This is a genomic window from Sunxiuqinia sp. sy24 (assembly GCF_052677165.1).
In genome coordinates this window covers 70,378-88,504 of record NZ_JBQYLH010000015.1, presented here as the reverse complement: position 1 = coordinate 88,504, position 18,127 = coordinate 70,378, and the positions used below count along the sequence as shown (strand labels likewise).

General features: G+C 42.9%; 11 protein-coding genes. All 11 read left to right on the top strand.

Features of this window, described 5'->3' with window-relative positions:
* The first annotated feature begins 83 nt into the window (after positions 1–83).
* The 11 genes from ACUNWA_RS13650 (at position 84) to ACUNWA_RS13600 (ending at position 18,100) form a co-directional block, all read left to right on the top strand.
* Positions 84–3,431 carry a SusC/RagA family TonB-linked outer membrane protein gene (locus ACUNWA_RS13650; protein WP_445592481.1) on the top strand — a complete coding sequence of 1,116 codons (3,348 nt, stop codon included), beginning with the start codon at positions 84–86 and terminating at the stop codon, positions 3,429–3,431.
* Between the two features lie 27 nt (positions 3,432–3,458).
* Positions 3,459–5,069 carry a SusD/RagB family nutrient-binding outer membrane lipoprotein gene (locus tag ACUNWA_RS13645; RefSeq protein ID WP_445592480.1) on the top strand — a complete coding sequence of 537 codons (1,611 nt, stop codon included), beginning with the start codon at positions 3,459–3,461 and terminating at the stop codon, positions 5,067–5,069.
* A 650-nt stretch (positions 5,070–5,719) separates the two neighbouring features.
* Positions 5,720–7,432 (top strand): FAD-dependent oxidoreductase, encoded by a 1,713-nt coding sequence (locus ACUNWA_RS13640; RefSeq protein WP_445592479.1) that lies wholly within the window; start codon positions 5,720–5,722, stop codon positions 7,430–7,432.
* Between the two features lie 419 nt (positions 7,433–7,851).
* Positions 7,852–8,799, top strand: coding sequence for a TRM11 family SAM-dependent methyltransferase (locus ACUNWA_RS13635; protein ID WP_445592478.1), 948 nt, complete (start codon positions 7,852–7,854; stop codon positions 8,797–8,799).
* A gap of 210 nt (positions 8,800–9,009) precedes the next feature.
* Positions 9,010–9,153 (top strand): hypothetical protein, encoded by a 144-nt coding sequence (locus tag ACUNWA_RS13630; protein ID WP_445592477.1) that lies wholly within the window; start codon positions 9,010–9,012, stop codon positions 9,151–9,153.
* A 208-nt stretch (positions 9,154–9,361) separates the two neighbouring features.
* The gene (locus ACUNWA_RS13625; RefSeq protein ID WP_445592476.1) at positions 9,362–10,126 is read left to right on the top strand and encodes a hypothetical protein; all 765 of its coding nucleotides are present in this window, start codon (positions 9,362–9,364) and stop codon (positions 10,124–10,126) included.
* 6 nt (positions 10,127–10,132) lie between these two features.
* The gene (locus ACUNWA_RS13620; protein ID WP_445592475.1) at positions 10,133–11,038 is read left to right on the top strand and encodes a beta-propeller domain-containing protein; all 906 of its coding nucleotides are present in this window, start codon (positions 10,133–10,135) and stop codon (positions 11,036–11,038) included.
* A gap of 11 nt (positions 11,039–11,049) precedes the next feature.
* A complete protein-coding gene (locus tag ACUNWA_RS13615; RefSeq protein ID WP_445592474.1) occupies positions 11,050–11,820 on the top strand; it encodes an IclR family transcriptional regulator in 771 nt (256 codons plus the stop codon).
* Between the two features lie 142 nt (positions 11,821–11,962).
* Positions 11,963–15,214: an SUMF1/EgtB/PvdO family nonheme iron enzyme gene (locus ACUNWA_RS13610; RefSeq protein WP_445592473.1), complete on the top strand. Its 3,252-nt coding sequence runs from the start codon at positions 11,963–11,965 to the stop codon at positions 15,212–15,214.
* Positions 15,215–15,239: 25 nt separating this feature from the next.
* Positions 15,240–17,024 (top strand): c-type cytochrome, encoded by a 1,785-nt coding sequence (locus ACUNWA_RS13605; RefSeq protein WP_445592472.1) that lies wholly within the window; start codon positions 15,240–15,242, stop codon positions 17,022–17,024.
* Positions 17,024–18,100: a Rid family hydrolase gene (locus tag ACUNWA_RS13600; RefSeq protein ID WP_445592471.1), complete on the top strand. Its 1,077-nt coding sequence runs from the start codon at positions 17,024–17,026 to the stop codon at positions 18,098–18,100. The genes ACUNWA_RS13605 and ACUNWA_RS13600 overlap by 1 nt, the downstream gene beginning before the upstream one ends.
* Positions 18,101–18,127: the final 27 nt, after the last annotated feature.

The window sequence follows — 18,127 nt, the reverse complement described above, 5'->3', positions numbered from 1 at the left end:
GTCTAACTATAAATAGGTACAAGTAGAAACTTAGTCTTAACCTGTGCAGTCTCGCTGCACAAATTAATCTAAATCTTAGTTCTATGAGAAAAATTATCTTGACATTTATGAGTACAGTCTGTTTGGCACTCTTGCTAATCGGGCAAACTCACGCGCAAGTGAGCGTGAGTGGTACAGTTAGGGATGCACAAGGGGAAGAAATCCCGGGAGTGACAGTCCTTGAAATAGGCACGAATAATGGTACAATTACGAATGCCAATGGAAAGTACACCATTCAGGTGGCTTCTGACGCAGTAATTTCTTTTTCGTTTGTGGGGATGGGAACCAAAGAAGTGAATGTTGATGGTCGTCAGACGATCGATGTTCGGCTAGATTCAAACGAAATCGGCATTGACGAAGTGGTGGTTACTGCTTTGGGAATTAAGAGAGAAGCAAAAGCCCTGGGTTACATCACCCAAATTGTTAAAGGAGATGCCCTCGTGCAATCCAACTCGCCAAACATGGCAAGCTCACTTTCGGGAAAACTCGCGGGAGTAGGTATTACTAACGCCAACCAGCTGGACGGTGGTTCAACAAGGATTGTAATCCGTGGCAACAACAGCATTACCGGTAACAACCAGCCATTGTTCATTGTAGATGGTATTCCGCTCGAGAACAATCCTTCGGTAAACATCAGCGGAACAACAGAGAACACCTCAAGCATTACCGACTATGGTACGGCTATTAACTTCCTGAATCCGGAAGATGTTGAAGAAATGAACGTACTGAAAGGGCCAGCGGCTGCCGCACTTTACGGAGCACGTGGTGCAAATGGAGTAATCCTGATCACCACCAAGAAAGGGACCAAGAAAAAAGGAATAGGCGTTAACTATTCTTATAACCACAAAATTACCGATCCATACCGTTTTCGCGAACAACAAAACGTTTACGGTTATGGTGGCCCGGCAATGGCCATGTATACAGCCGACAACGACCAGCTGTATGAAAAAGATGCTGACGGAAATATTCTGTATCCCCGTCAGCGCTGGTCGGGCGATCGCTATGAAGCCATCTATGGTAAAATGCCACATGGTATGTGGACCTACGACTCACAAGCCTTCACCTGGCATGGATATTCCACTTCGTGGGGTCGCAAAATGGATGGAACTCTTATTAAGTGGTGGGACGGTGAAATGCGGCCGCATTCTCCGCAGCCCGACAACCAGGAATTCTACTATCGCAATGGTATTCAGCAAACCCACAACGTCTCGTTCTCGAATGCTGGCGACTTCGGGTCTGTACGTGTAGGGATCGGTCACACCAGCAACGACGCCGTGATAGATAATAGTAACTACAAAAGGACCAACATTTCAATTGGTTCAAACATGAACATCTCTGATGTTCTGAAAGCAGAAGTATCCGTCACCTACAACGATCACTACAGGCTTAACGGTATGAATATGACCACCACCAATGATTTCTTTACGAAATTCGTGTACAACTATCCGGTAGATTACCGCCCGGAGTTGGACTTTCAGAACTATAAAAGAGAAGATGGCACAAAAAATAACAACAATAATAATCCATACGGGGTAAACGCTTACGATGTATTCTGGAATATTTATGAACAGAACAGGACACAGCAACGCAACCAGTTTTTGGGAGCCATAAAAATAGATTACACGCCAACGGACTGGCTTACCTTCATGGCCCGGGGTGGTATGGACTATAACAATCAGGACATTGAAACCCGCAACAAGCCCACCGATATTGCCGGCTTGAATGGATTGTATACACATAGTATGGCTCGTGAAATGGTAAAAAACTATGATTTTCTGGCAACCGTTCACAAGAATGATTTCATGAGCAACCTCGATGCAAGCGTTTCGGCTGGTGGAACCCGCTGGTCGCGCGAACTGTATGGAATGAGCGGAAGAAGCGGAGGAACGTTCAAAGATCCGTGGATCTATTCATTCCAGAACTACGACATATCAAAGCAAGGAGGTCTGGTACAGGCCTACCAGGTTCCTTCCGAATCACGTTTGGAAAAGAGGATCAACTCGATATACGGGTTCCTTGATTTGAGTTACAGTGACTACCTGTTCTTCCAGGCAACCGGAAGAAACGACTGGTCATCGACCCTCCCATCGAACAACAATTCGTACTTCTACCCGTCAACATCGCTGAGTTTTGTTTTCAGCGAAGTGGCGCAAAAAGACTGGCTGTCGTTTGGGAAGCTTCGCCTAGCCTATGCCGAAGCAGCCACCGATGCTGCTCCATACAAATTGCTGCCAACTTTCGAGTCAGGTTCATTTGCTGGATATCCAACACACAGCATCAAAAATACCCTTCCTCCAACCGAGTTGAAACCGCAACGCTCCAGGTCCTACGAAGCTGGTCTGGACATTCGCTTCCTCGAAAACCGCTTAATGTTCGACTTCACGTATTACAAAGCTGTTTCAGACAATCAAATCATGAGTGCGCCAATTCCAGTATCATCGGGTTACAGCAATGTTGAGTTCAACTCGGGTGAGATGGAAAACAAAGGTTTCGAGATCATTGCCAGCTACGATATCATCCGCACCAACGACATCGACTGGACACTGGGCTTCAATGGTTCGCGAAACCAGAATAAACTTCTCTCGCTTGACGGGATAAACAAAACCATTATCATCGGCCAATTCTTTGGCGATGCAGGCCCGGTGGTTCAGGTAGATGTAGGCGAAGAATATGGTAATATTTACGGTTGGGATTACGTATATAACGACAAAGGAAACAAGGTGGTCGAAACCCGATTGGATGGCGATGGCAAGGTAGTGGGGACGCTTTACAAAACCACTGACACCCGGGTTAAACTGGGGAATGCCACACCCGACCTGATGGGGGGTATCAGCAACACGCTCCGTTACAAAAACCTCCGCCTGTATGCATTGGTTGATTACAGCTGGGGAGCAGATATCTGGAGTGGAGACTATGCAACATCACTGTCATCAGGGCTGAGTCCGGAGACCCTTGAGGAAAGAAACGGCGGAGGTCTGCCTTTTACTTATCCTGATGGGACACAGGCTAACCACGGTATTGTTATGGAAGGCGATCTGGAAGACGGAACACCCAATACGAACGTGGTTCACTACATCTGGAAATACGGGCGGCTGGGTTCGTGGGGTGGCGGAAACCTTTCCACTCCTTCGATCGTGAAAAACAATTGGATCAAACTACGCGAGATCACACTCAGCTACAGGGTTCCGTCAGAGATCTTACAAAAAACAGGATTTATACAAAGTCTGAACCTTTCGGTTACCGGACGTGACCTGTTCTACTTTCACTCCTCCATGCCTGACAAAATCAACCCAGAGGCTACAAGTTTAACAGCAGGTAATGCACAGGGCTTAATGTTTGGTGCATTGCCGGGAATGCGTTCATTCAGTTTCGGCGTAAACGTTGGATTCTAATTTGTAACACCCTAAAAAGGAAATACTATGAAAAATATTAAAATATACTCACTTTTGCTCAGCCTGTTTTTTATTGGCTTCACGCAAAGCTGTACCGAAGATTTCGAGGATATAAACCGGGATCCTTTCAATCCGACACAGGCATCGATACCAACTGTTTTTAACCGGGTTACCAGTTCGCTTGTATTGGGTTGGATGGAACAGAACTCCATACACAACGGATACTATTATTTTGTGACCCAGCAGTTAGCTAACGCGGCTCCACGTTACATTCTGGCGCAAGGCGTAGATGAGATCTGGGTTGCATATTACACCACCTTGAAAAACGTTCGCTGGTTAGAAAGCGAATTCGCAAAATCGGAATTAAAAATGGACAACGCTCAAGCTTCTCTGAATATCATACTTGCTTACAAAACACTTCGTACAGCCGACTACTATGGAGACATGCCATTTACTGAAGCTGGACGAGCAGCAGAAAGCAGCGATTATTTCCGAGTGAAGTACGACAACCACCAGGAAATCTACACCTACTGCCTGGATCTATTGAAATCGGCTTCCGAAAGTTTCTCCTCCGATGCCGACCAGTTTAGCTTAGGCAGTGGCGACGTACTTTTCGGAGGTGATTACGACATGTGGAAGAAATTTGCCAATTCTATTCGTCTACGGTATGCCATGCAGCTTGCCGAAGTTGATGCCTCGCAAGCCAGTGCTCACATTGGTGAAATTCTGGGTAACACCGCACAATACCCCGTGATCAGCGGTGATGAAACACTTGGCATTTGGCCTGACGATTTGGGAATTACCATCGATTCACGTCCATGGTCCTTTTCAGCAGAAAACCTCACGTGTTTAGGATCCACCATGTGGAACGAAATGTCAGAAAGCAATGCAGCTGATGGTTCGGGTATTGTCGACCCACGTTGCATGGTTTTTTTCGAAACCAACAGAGAAAATCAATGGGCAGCGCAGCAACAAAACGGCGCCAACCCAGTTCAGGGAAGGGGACCATACCTGAATGCAGCATTCCCAAGTGGGCGCGACCGCGCCATGACACAGGCCGAATGGGATAACAAAGGCGAATCGGCCTTCTATTCGTCAGTAAACTACTACCTGGCCCGCGACGACCAGTATCTTCCCGAGATCATCATGACCGTGGCAGAAGTACATTTTATTACAGCAGAAGCATACCTGCGAGGTATTGGCGTTGCTAAGAACGTTGCAACGGCAAAAACACACTATGAAGCCGGTGTCACTTCTTCTATTGAATTTTGGTACGGATTGGTGGATCTGGCTTCCAGTATATGGTACATCAACCAACCCACGCTGGGTGCAAACGACATCTCCACGTATATGGCTCGCAGCGAAATAGCTTTCAGCAGCAACGAAGACGATGCACTGAAACAGATTTACAAGCAGATCTGGATCGATTCATTCCGTCAACCTTGGGTGGCTTTTAACCTGTACAGAAGAACGCTAGCGACACCACGCGACGAAAGCGGATCGTACAATCAAGCTGAGAATGCATTCTATAAGTTGCCTTATCCTGAAAGCGAAAAAAATTATAACGCTGATAATTTCAATGCAGCGCTGAGCGGCAAGGAAAATTCGCCAGCCAACAAATTGTTCTGGCATAGGTAATGTTTTAAATTATAGCCTAGTTTAGTGGCAGCCATCGATCCTTGTGTCCGGTGGCTCCACCATTTGACTGGAGCTCTTCAATAAGATGACAATAAACTCACAATCACCTATTATTTACTTAAAGCTATCATTGGTGTCCGGTAAAAAAATTACCGGGCACTAATGTTTGGAACAATCCTTTATATCGTGAATCATATGCTAATTCTGAAATAGAAAAAATAATTAAAGATTGAAATAAACAGTTTGTAGTAAAGAGGACTCTAAACGGTGCGCGGTGCCAAGCGTTGAGCCCCGGTTGAACGAAATCGGGCGTTTCACTTTTGTTGTGTTAGTCCGTTTTTTTTCTGCCGGATCCTTTGTTTTTCAGTTTGCTGCTTTTGTTCAGGACATACTTATCCCTGCCGGCTAAAAAACACCTAGTGGTTTGAGGGAGCGGTCGATGCTGCTTTTTGGGTTCATGCTTTCGTTCTCAAAGTCCTTATCTCGATTACAATCAAAGATTTTAAGTCATTCTGTTATCCAAACAAAATTTTATACCTATTTTCAAAGTGCAGCTTAAAAGGCCTGAAATAAACGACTCGAACAGGAAATAATTCCGGTCTTCACACAGACTGCCGTTGTAATAAATAACCCACTAGTCTTTCATTCAAATGAGAATAAAACAAGTTTTACTAGCGATGATTACTCTTGCAGTTATAGCTTCACTGTTTTACAGCTGTACGAGTAACGAGAATCTAAATTCGGCAGATGTTGTTATTTATGGAGGAACTTCTGCGGGCATAACTGCTGCCATTCAAGCCGCAAGACTTAAAAAATCGGTCGTCATCATAGAGCCAACCAATCGTTTAGGAGGATTAACAACGGGTGGTCTTGGGCAGACTGACATCGGCAACAAACAGGTTATAGGAGGAGTTGCTCGTGAATTTTATAGGAATATCAAAGCTCACTACAAGGATTCTGCCAATTGGGTCTGGCAACTCAGGTCCGAATATAAGGATGGAGGGCAAACGCGTTCAGGAAAAGAAGAAGATGCCATGTGGACATTCGAGCCCTCGGCCGCTCTGAAAGTCTATCATAAAATGATTGAAAATCTCGATATTACCATAATCTACAACCAGAAACTTAATAGAGTAACAGGTATATCGAAAGATTCTAATACCATTAACTCGATTTCAATGGAATCGGGTGATACTTACTTCGGGAAAGTTTTTATCGATGCAAGCTATGAAGGTGATCTCATGGCAGCTGCAGGAGTTTCTTATACCGTGGGGCGAGAATCTAATTCTCAATATGGGGAATCTTTAAACGGTGTTCAATCCAACAAATTTGGAACGACACTGCAAGGTACGGTTTCGAACAACAGTGTATATCATAATTTCATCGAAGGTGTCGATCCTTATATCGTAAAAGGTGATCCTTCAAGCGGACTTCTGCCTTTTATTACCGGAGGAGAATACAAAGGTGAAGGACAAGGAGACAATGGGCTACAAGCTTACTGCTTCCGAATGACCCTGACAAACCACCCCGGAAACCGAATACCATTTAAGAAACCTAAAAATTATAACGAACTGGAATATGAACTCTTATTTCGTAATTACGAAGCAGCTGAGGGGCCAATAGAAGAAATGTATGCTTATGGTGATCCTTTGGTGCCTTGGATCAATTCAGCAATGCCCAACCGGAAAACGGATACTAACAACCAAAAAGGATTTTCAACTGATTTTATCGGACAAAACTGGGAATATCCTGAAGCTTCCTATGAAGAGCGCGAAAAAATAGTAACACGCCATCGTCAGTATCAGCAGGGATTAATGTGGACACTGGCCTATCATCCGCGTATTCCGGCAAAAGTAAGAGAAAAGGTGTCGCAGTGGGGAACGTGCAAAGATGAATATGAACGTGAAGATGGATGGCAACAACAACTCTACATAAGAGAAGCGCGCCGCATGATTAGCAATTATGTGATGACCCAAAAAAACTGCGAAGGAATTGAAATCGTCCCCGACCCTATTGGAATGGCTGCGTATGGCATGGATTCGCACCATGTTAAGCGCTACGTAAATTCCAATGGATACGCATCCAATGAGGGAAATGTAGAAGCTCATGTTAAAGCTCCTTTTCCAATAAGTTATCGCTCAATTTTCCCGAGAAAAGAAGAATGTTCTAACTTGCTTGTTCCTATATGCCTGAGTGCAACACATATCGCATTTGGGTCGATTCGGATGGAGCCCGTATTTATGGTCCTGGGGCAAAGTTCTGGTGTTATTGCTAGTTTGGCAATTGAAGAAGATAAAGCAGTTCAAGAGATAGAATACAATAAGATTAGAGAAGTATTGATCAAAAAAGATCAAGTCTTAGAATAAAAATTACGCACGACAACAAAGAAGGCTTTAAGCGTTAGGCAGTGCAGAGCTTTGTACCCCGGTTGAACGAAATCGGTTGGCCTTTAGGTTTTAAAAAGGCCAACTCATGGTTTACTGAAGATAACTTGTATTTTTTTAACTTTTTCAACAACTTCGCGCTCTGTACTATGCTGCCCATGCAGGGCACATACAATAGCCAATAAAGCAAAGGGACACTCTGGTTTTGGGTAGGTCCCAGCAATTACGACCGCCGCCAAATCGTTGATTTGGCTTTATAATAAAAAGATAAAACCAAATACAACATTGTGGCTCCTTAGCATTTTGGATAGTTAATCTGGCAATACCCCCTTTTGCCTCATAAACGAGTCTATTCATTGCTAAAATCCCACTGATAGAAGAATATCAAGGACAAAAAGAATATGCAGACAAACAACTATATATACTCCTTTAGTTATGCTAATTACGAAAATGAGTTATGCAAGCTCGAATCGAGCTATATTTTTAATAAGGAAGAAAAGAACAAACTGCTTTTTTCCGATATAAAAGCAGAACCTTCAAATAGTGCTTTCATAAAAAACCGACTTGACATTATCTCATTTTCTGAAGATTACTCTACGCTAATAAATAAAATCAAAAAAGAAAGTATATGCATTGAAGGTTTCAAAGTTGAATATTTAGTTTTGGATGGTGATACAACGGAGTATGCTGTGAGGCTTAAGAAGGTAAGAGATATAGGCTACAGCATTGAAGGTGATTCTGATTACTATAGCCCCTCAATAACTTATGCTTTATGCAATTACGAGGGTATTTGGTATTTTGGTGTTTTGATTAAAAATAATTTTGCTTGGCATAAACACAAGCAAAAACCTTGCTCATACAGCAACTCAATAAGTACAAATATCGCCAAAGCTCTTGTCAATATTGCAGCAAAGGGAAACAAAGAAGAAAAGCTACTCGATGCATGTTGTGGCGTTGGGACAATCATGCTAGAAGCCTGTTTTGCCGGAAATAACATTGAGGGCTGTGACATTAACTGGAAGATATGTAAGAATGCACGAGAAAACCTTTCTCACTTCAACTATACTGCAAATGTATATCGTTCCGATATAAAAGACATTAACACAAGGTATGATGCTGCCATTATTGACCTACCATACAACCTATTAAGCTGTGCAACGGATAATGATATCTTACACATTGTTGAGTCGACAGCGGAAATCACAGATCGACTTGTGATTGTATCGACATCAGATATTACAACCTTAATTAGCAACGCAGGACTCCGAATAGCAGGCTATTGCAGCGTTGGTAAAAGTGGAAAGAGAAATTTCGCTAGAAAAATATGGGTTTGTGAAAAGAATGAATAGTAAATGAGGATCAAAAGAGACAGGCAGTGAAAATTGGCATTGAACAGGATTTCATCATCAGCTGAGCCATTTTAAATACCCAACTATCCATATACTCAAGGAATGTGCAAGTGTATCAGAGCAAAATTTGAGCTATGAAGCAGCCATGATTTAAAAAGCACAGACAAGTATAAAAATAGGTTATTAACATGGAACTAATTACAAGTTATTATGGCACGAAACACAATTGAATTTGAAAAATTAATTGAAAGGGGCTGCGGTATCGATATTCATAAAGAAACAGCAGTAGCAACAGTCAAAGGAAAGGGATTAAAGAAGGAACAAAAACTTACGAAACCTTTACCAGTCCTTTGAAAGAGATGAAAGAATGGCTCATTAGTATTGGGATTACGCATATTGCCATGGAAAGTACTGGATTTATTGGAGACCGATTTTTAATATCCTTGAAAATTCAACACTTTAAAGTTGACATTTATAAATTATTTACAGATAAAATTATGCATGAGAATTAAAAATCTCTACATTTACGACCAGAAACCAAGTTTCTTATTTGAAATCACATATGAAAAAAGTAACAATTGTAATTATCAGTATCATCTTCTGCTCTACATTTGCTCAGGGACAGAAAGACAAACAGTTTTATGCCGACTTGACAACCGCCAGCCATTCGATATGGCACGGTTGGGATATAAACAATAATAACAGTCCGGTCATACATCCTTACCTCGAGTATGCCATCCCAAAATCTGGTTTTTCTTTGGCCGCCTGGGCATCTCTGCCAACTGACCGCAGTCTGAATATCAACGACGATATTGAGTTTTTCCTTAAGTATAACAAAGAGTTGCTGGGAAAAAAACAATTCGCCATAAAGTTCAATAGCTTTATTGACTATGTTGTTTGTCCTAATGTGAAATTGACTACAACGGATGGTTCAAACAAAACAAAAATGCTATGGAAATATAATCTTGGCATCGCTTTCACCAACCTCATCAAGATAGCCCAAAGTCGCGTTATTCCGGCGTACAACCTATATTACATCCGTCCGTTCGGCAACATTGACTTTACCGATGGGTCCATTCACGAGTGTTCACTCTTTTACACTATTCCAGTTTTAAGCCGGATTAAAGTAGGCAGTACGGTTAACTATCACACCGGTGTGTTTGACGGAGGATCTGGTTGGACTCATGCGACTTCACACATCTCTTCTTCACTTAATGTAAAAACTGTCAAACTCTCTGCTGCCATCAACAAGCAATGGTCTTTTAACCAGCGAAGTGATATAGAAGATGAATTTTGGTTTTCATTGGGTATCAGTTCTAAATTTTAAGCGAGTATGAAACAGATTAAATCATTTCTTACATTGACCATAATACTCCTTTCCCTCCATGCAACAGGACAGGAAGTACAACACCGTTTTATTGCTTCAGGAAGTGGCATGAAAAACATCGTTATTGCTAACGAACAAGGTGATATTGAATGGAGCTATCCTGCCGGTAAAGAATGCAATGATGTAAGCTTATTATCAGACAGTACCATCCTCTTTAGCTGCAGCACAGGCGCCAAACTGGTGTCTTTACAGAAAGAAGTCCTATGGGAATATAAAGGAGCACCAAATACGGAGGTTCAATCGGCATCCATGCTACGCAACGGAAACATATTGATTATACAAAACGGCACCCCTGCATTATTGAAAGAAATTAACCGAAAAGGCAAGATAAAAAGGGAGTTGATCATCCCAACTTCCATGAAAAATCCTCACGCCCAGTTTCGTAATATCAGGCAAACACCGGACAAGACCTACCTGGTAGGCTATTTCAGGGAAAACAAAGTTTGCGAATTTGATAGAAAAGGAAACATTATCAGAACCATCCCCATCAAAGGGAATGCCTTCGCCTCCATTCGCCTGAGCAATGGAAATACGCTGATAGCCTGTGGTGATGGACACCGCCTTATTGAAATAGACAAGGAGGGAAATGAAGTGTGGACGGTTGAAGAGAATGAGATACCCGACCATCCCTTGCGTTTTGTTGCCAACGTTCAACGCCTGCCAAACGGCAATACAGTTATTTGTAATTGGGGTGGTCATGGTCATAAAAACGGACAAGCACAGGTTTTTGAGATTACCCGGGATAAGAAAGTAGTCTGGGAGGTTAACGACTGGGCAAGACTTGGCATGATATCCACTCTGCAGATACTTGATGTTGAAGGCAAGATGGAACATGGAGATCTATTCAGATAAACCATTATGATATGAATAAACAACCCAATACGGTACCCAATATTGATAAGGCAATAACCATTATTGAACTGCTTTCCAAGAATCCCAATGGCATGACGCTCCAATCGCTTATCGACATGACCGACTTAGCCAAGACTTCTGTTTTTCGCATTTTAAACACCTTTGTTGACCATGGTTATCTTTACAAGGAAACGAATAACTGTTTCCGATTAACAAAAAAGTTTCTGACGCTTGGTCTGGCAGGCATGGGAAACGAAAACCTGATTGAAAAGTCACTAAGTGTGATGCGTCGCTTAAAGGACGAAATTAACGAAACCGTTTTGCTCGGCACCATGGTTGATGATAAGATTGTGATGCTGGAGCAGATCATTGGCAACCATCCGTTTACCTTTTACCTGAGACCCGGAAAAAAAGTTGAAATGCACATATCTGCACCAGGTAAGGCTTACCTGGCCTTTTGCGATAAGCAAGAAAGAGAGACGATTATCGACCGATTGGAAATGAAAAGATATAATCAAAACTCCATCACCGATAAATCAATTCTAAGAGAACACCTTAAGATTATAAAAGAACAAGGATACGCTATAGACCGTGCTGAAGAAATGGAGGGTGTTCACTGTATTTCAGCTCCTATATTTTCATCCAACGGTCAGCCTGTCGCACTCATCTGGACAACCGGTCCTTCCTCCAGGTTATTAAAGGAAGACTTTGAAAAAAATGGGAATATTATCAATCAATATGCTCTGGAAATCTCAAAACAATTAGGCTACATAAATGATTAACCTGATGAAACGATTCAATAAACTATCCGGTTTTCTTATAGTATGCATCGGCTTGCTTTTAGCAAACACGGTACAAGCAAATCATAAAAACACAAACCATAAAATCGACTCACAGATACAGGTTGCCTTAGCGCAATTAGATATGCCTGATCATATAGTATCTGTAGTCAAAAACACCACAGACAGTCGATCAAAAAAGCAACTTCTTGCTGATATCAATACCGTTATCACACTCCAGAATAGCTTAAAATTGATTTCTTTCAACGGCACCAAACTGGCTCTCGAGGATATCATTTCCAGTCATCCTCAAGTTGACAAAGAACTAAAAAATTACCTGAAAGAACTTGATAAAAAGGAAGCGAGAATCAATAAAATCAAACCTGGTATTTATCAACTTGATAAAAAAGCCATCAATGAGATTCAACTATTTCTGAACAATCACCGGGCTGTTTTACTTAGAAATCCGTACCTGAACAATAAGGAGTTACTTGTACTCCGACATAAGGTGAAAGATGCCCGTAAAGCAATGGCAGCACAGATTGGACGCAACAAAAACAACTGGTCTACGGCCGACGAAATTAGACGCCAAGGATGGAACAATGACATATGCGCGTTAAGCAATCTACAGGGAGAAATAAAGATTAACTCACTAATAAAATCTGACAGTGGTGCTCCCATCTTAGACATTGACCTGCACTGGGATAGCAAACGTCTACTTTATTCAACCGTTGGGTCTAATAAACGCTGGCAGGTTGTGGAACATAATCTCGCCGATCAAAGCGAACAAGTACTGACTCCCCATGAATATGATGATATTGACTATTTCGATCCCTGCTACCTTCCAAACGGTAAGGTTGTCCTTTCAACAACAGCCGCCTATGTGGCGGTACCCTGTGTCGGAGGTAGCAACAAAGTATCAAGCTTACACTTGCTTGATCCCGCTAATAAAGACCTGAGACAACTGAATTTCGGACAGGAGAGCGAATGGAATCCCGTGGTGCTTAATAACGGAAAAGTATGTTACCTAAGATGGGAATATACCGATAACTCACATTACTTCACCCGTATTCTTATGAACATGAATCCGGATGGAACAACCAAAAAGGAATACTATGGCAGTGGCTCATATTTCCCTAATTCGTTATTTGATGTCAAACCCATCCCCAATCACCCATCCCAGTTTATAGGTATTGTATCCGGTCATCATGGCTTAGCCAGATCGGGCCGCCTGATAATCTTTGATCCGGTGAAAGGGAGAAAAGAAGCAGATGGCGTTGTGCAGGAAATTCCTGGTTATGGCAAAACGGTAGAACCAATTATTAAGGACAATTTGGTAGATGGTGTCTGGCCACAGTTTTTAACCCCCTATCCCCTGAGTGAAAATTATTTCCTTGTCTCGGCCAAGATGGGGCCTGATGAATTATGGGGCATCTATCTGGTTGACAAATTTGATAACATGACACTGGTGTATGAAGAGGAAGGTGCTGCACTGGTTGAGCCTAACCTGCTTCAAAAACGCCCTGTTCCACCGGTTATTCCTGAGCGTGTTAACCTTACCGACTCCACCTCAACGGTGTATATCATGGACATCTATCAGGGACAAGGACTAAAAGGCGTACCACGGGGAACTGTGAAGCAATTACGAATATTCACCTACGAGTACAGCTATAACAAACGGGGCGGTCATGACATTATTGGCCTGGAAAGCAGCTGGGATGTGAAGCGCATATTAGGTACAGTACCAGTTGAAGAAGACGGTTCGGCAACATTCAAGATACCTGCCAACACCCCTGTCTCCCTTCAACCTTTGGACGAAAACGGCGCTTCGCTTCAGCTGATGCGCAGTTGGATGACCGGCATGCCTGGCGAGGTAGTCAGTTGCGTCGGTTGTCATGAGTCGCAAAACACCATGCCCGAATCCAGATTTACCATTGCCTCAAGGAAACAACCTTCAGAAATCAGAGATTGGCATGGCGATATCCGACCATTCACTTATAATAATGAGGTCAAACCCATTATCGAGAAACGATGCGTTGCCTGCCATAATGGAAACAGTCAATCCATCCCTGACTTTTCAAGCGATGAGAACAGTGGATACCATGGCTTCTCAAAATCATATATGGCCCTTCATCCTTACGTGAGAAGACCCGGGTGCGAATCGGACTTTTATACCCTTGAGCCTATGGATTATTATGCAAATACCAGCGACCTGGTTCAGATTCTAGGAAAAGATCACTATGGAGTTGAACTGAACGAGGAAGAGTGGGATCGCTTGCTCACCTGGATTGACTTAAACGTTCCGTATCATGGGGAATATAATGCACCGGAATTTAATGGCTACAACCAGTACGAAAGAAGAAAAGAACTGGCCAAAGAATTTGCCAATGTGTGTATTAACAGCAAGCAGGAGTTGGAAAAAGCCAATCAGAAAAGAAAAGAAACAGGCCCAATCACTCCAATCAGGCCTGATTACAGGCCAAAAAAGAAGACCTCGTTAGCGCTGAATGGCTGGCCCTTATCAGCTGATGAGCTTAAAAAACTCCAGGAAGATGCAGCTGTTAATAATGCCATTACTAAACAGGTAGATATTGGCGACGGCATGGTGCTTGAATTTATTCGTATCCCTGCCGGAACCTATATTATGGGTGATAATGCCGGACAGCCTGATCAGAAAGAACGAATTGTGACCATCGAAAAACCCTTCTGGATGATGAAGACCGAAGTGACTAACAAACATTTCAGAACTATCTTTAAAGACCATGACAGCCGGGCGATAGACCAGCAGTGGAAAGATCATATCTTCCCGGGGTATCCGGCCAATGAGGATCAAATGCCGGTCATCAGGGTCTCCTGGGAGCAAGCCATGGAGTTTGGCAAGCTCCTGAGCGAAAAAACAGGCTTAAACATTACCTTGCCAACCGAAGAACAATGGGAATGGGCTGCCCGGGCAGGAAGTAACACTGCCATGCATTATGGAAATATAAATGATGACTTCTCAAAGTATGAGAACTTGGCAGATATTAGTCTCAAGGACCTGGCTGTAGTTGGTGTTGATCCAAAACCAATGGGAGCCAAAGATCCACGCCGTCGCTACTATGATTTTGTACCTCGCGACACCCTTTATAACGATGGAGTACTGGTACCACAAAACACAGGACAATACCATCCCAACGCCTGGGGCTTGCATGATATGCTGGGTAATGTGGCTGAATGGACGCGATCCGATTACAAACACTTTATCTTTGGCCTTTCTGATAATAAAGAACAACTGAAAACGGCCAAGGGCGGCTCATGGAGAGACCGGCCTAAATACGCTACTTCGGCAAGCAAGGAAGGTTACCTGAGTTATCAGAAAGTGTTCAACGTTGGGTTCAGACTAATTATAGAAGACTAGTACTAATTCTTAAGGAATACAAGCTATGCGCATTATTCGTTTAGTAACAGTTTGCATTTACCTGTTCAACTCCATATTGCTACAGGCGCAAAATGACCAACACCCTTTTTCACCCACTGATATGGCCACTGACATCAATGGCAAATTCATTGCTGTTGCAGGAAAGACAGCCAATTCAGTGCTAGTGATACGGTTAAAGGATGGTAAAGTCGTTAAAACGATTAATACAGATCTGGCACCTACCGGAGTTATTTTTAAGGATGAAGCCCTTTGGATAAGTAAGACTTATTCCAAAGGATATCTTCAAAAAGTGGACCTTAGAAATGATGAAACGATTAGCATAAAAGTGGGGCACGGCGCCTGTTCACCCATAGCTCATCCTATAAAAGATATTATCTATGTAGCCAACCAGTTCTCCAATGACATTTCGGTAGTGGATATCAATCAACTGAGGGAAATCAGGCGGATCAAGGTATTGCGCCAACCTACGGCCCAAACCATATCACCGGATGGCAAATATCTTTTTGTGGCTAATCTGCTGCCCGAAACACGAGCTGATATTGATACGGTTGCCTCGTGCGTATCGGTCATTGATACGAAGACAGCGGAAAAAATCAAAGATATCCGCCTGGCAAACGGCAGTAACGCCCTGCGCGACATACAAGTTTCTCCCGATGGACGATATGTATTCATCAGTCATAATCTTGGGCGTTTCCAGGTTCCAACGACCCAGCTTGTGCAGGGGTGGATGAATACCTCTGCCGTTTCAGTGATTGATGCACGTGCACTTACCTATGTCGCAACCGTTATTCTGGATCAACCAGAACAAGGTGCAGCAGGCTCATGGGGAATTGATATAAACAGCAAAGAAATGGTTGTTGCTCATTCGGGCACACATGACTACAGCCGTATTGCCTATCAGGCATTCATCAACAAGCTGGTAAGTCATCCCGACAAGCAGCAACTCACCTACGATCTGAACTTCATTCAGAATGTTCGTAATCGATATCCGGTAAAAGGGAATGGCCCCAGAAGCGTTTTGATGACCGAAAAGCAGCTGTTCATCGCCAATTACTTTAGCGACAACATCGAAATAATTGACCTTGATAAGTCCAGGAACGCAAACGAAGTCATTGCGCTGAACAAGGGCTATCAGCCAGATGAGGTACGCCTGGGAGAAATGATCTTCAATGATGCTTCGCATTGCTTCCAGGGCTGGCAGTCGTGCAACGGATGCCATCCGAACGATGCCAGAACAGATGGTTTAAACTGGGATTTGCTGAATGACGGTATTGGCAATCCCAAAAACTGCAAAAGTCTTTTGGTTAGCCACCATACACCTCCTGCCATGATAACAGGCATTCGTCCCAATGCTGAAGTGGCTGTGCGAGCCGGATTCAAACACATTCAGTTTGTTGAGGTTACCGAGGATGACGCGCGTAAAGTTGATGCTTACCTGAAAAGCCTGAAAGCTGTTCCCAGTCCTTTTTTGAATGATGACGGAGAGTTATCGGCCAATGCGTTAAAAGGAAAAACCGTATTTGAAAAAGCAAATTGCACCTTCTGTCATCATGGAACTTATCACACTGATCTCAAACGTCATGAGATAGGACAACAAGGTGAATTTGACCGGCAAAACACCTGGGACACTCCTACTTTGATTGAGATATGGAGAACAGCACCCTACCTGCATGACGGCAGAAGTGCAACCCTTAAAGATGTGTTTATCAATGAAAAGCATGGTTTGAAATACCACAAACTAAGCGAAGAAGAAATAGACCAGTTAGTTGAATATCTTAACTCACTTTAATGCTAAAATTTAGCTCCACCCACAGTGCTATTCCTGAGTTTGAACAAGCTGTCAATGCCATTTTCAAACAGCTTCAGACAATCAATAATCTGGTTAAGATCAGCTTCTTCACCGGAGTACACTCCGGGTGCAATCCCGATCAGCAAAAAGCAATTATTGCCCGGTATGCACAAAGCACTCTTGATCTTGTACATACAGGCATACCGTTAATCGAACAAAAACCTCTTGGCTGTTCCGTGTCTGTTGAATATGCAACTTATGAAGGTGATGGTACAATATGCCAAAAGCATGACAAAGGCCTTGATTATATACTAATTGAAGAAAAAGGCAAACGACTTCTGATCCTTAATGGCATCTCCGCCAGCAATACGCTGACATTAGAAGAACAGGCAAAAGCGGCTTTTGACGCATTAAGGTTCATCCTGAAGAAAACTGGATTTCCACTAAACTCAATAGCCAGGCAGTGGAATTATATTCCCGGCATTATTGCTTTTGACAAAGGAATACAAAACTATCAGGCATTTAATGATGTAAGAAGCCGTGTATACAATACCACCTCGTGGCCATCAGGCTATCCCGCAGCAACGGGCATTGGTATTGATGGACAACAGCTGATAATAGACATACTGGCCGTTGAGGGTTATGCTACCCAGGCTATCAGTAACCGTAAACAGATTGATGCGCATGAATACTCGGCAAATGTACTGTTGGGGCATTCAAGCTTAAAAACAAGCCCTAAATTTGAAAGAGCCAAGGCTGCTGTATCAGGTTCTTACGGTATGCTTTTTATATCAGGTACTGCTGCCATTAATGGAGAAGAGAGCGATATTGCAGACATCAGGCAGCAAACCTTGCTCACGCTGGAACATATCGAATTACTATGCTCATCGCTTGATAATGAATCAATGCGTATTCAACAACTGCGGGTTTATATTAGGCAGAAAGAAGACTTTGATCAGGTTCAAAAAATTTGTCATGAACATTATCCGGATGCGGCCATCATTTTCGTTCAAGCCGATGTTTGCCGCGATGAATTATTAGTTGAGATAGAAGCCTTTGCTACTTTCGAGGTGTAATAGCAAAAAATGAAAAGGCACAAGTGC

Bases quoted from the DNA above. Each gene is read 5' to 3' on its own strand.
- ACUNWA_RS13605 (WP_445592472.1), top strand. From the start codon at position 15,240: ATGCGCATTATTCGTTTAGTAACAGTTTGCATTTACCTGTTCAACTCC.
- ACUNWA_RS13600 (WP_445592471.1), top strand. From the start codon at position 17,024: ATGCTAAAATTTAGCTCCACCCACAGTGCTATTCCTGAGTTTGAACAA.
- ACUNWA_RS13610 (WP_445592473.1), top strand. From the start codon at position 11,963: ATGCCTGATCATATAGTATCTGTAGTCAAAAACACCACAGACAGTCGA.
- ACUNWA_RS13615 (WP_445592474.1), top strand. From the start codon at position 11,050: ATGAATAAACAACCCAATACGGTACCCAATATTGATAAGGCAATAACC.
- ACUNWA_RS13635 (WP_445592478.1), top strand. From the start codon at position 7,852: ATGCAGACAAACAACTATATATACTCCTTTAGTTATGCTAATTACGAA.
- ACUNWA_RS13630 (WP_445592477.1), top strand. From the start codon at position 9,010: ATGGCACGAAACACAATTGAATTTGAAAAATTAATTGAAAGGGGCTGC.
- ACUNWA_RS13645 (WP_445592480.1), top strand. From the start codon at position 3,459: ATGAAAAATATTAAAATATACTCACTTTTGCTCAGCCTGTTTTTTATT.
- ACUNWA_RS13640 (WP_445592479.1), top strand. From the start codon at position 5,720: ATGAGAATAAAACAAGTTTTACTAGCGATGATTACTCTTGCAGTTATA.
- ACUNWA_RS13650 (WP_445592481.1), top strand. From the start codon at position 84: ATGAGAAAAATTATCTTGACATTTATGAGTACAGTCTGTTTGGCACTC.
- ACUNWA_RS13625 (WP_445592476.1), top strand. From the start codon at position 9,362: ATGAAAAAAGTAACAATTGTAATTATCAGTATCATCTTCTGCTCTACA.
- ACUNWA_RS13620 (WP_445592475.1), top strand. From the start codon at position 10,133: ATGAAACAGATTAAATCATTTCTTACATTGACCATAATACTCCTTTCC.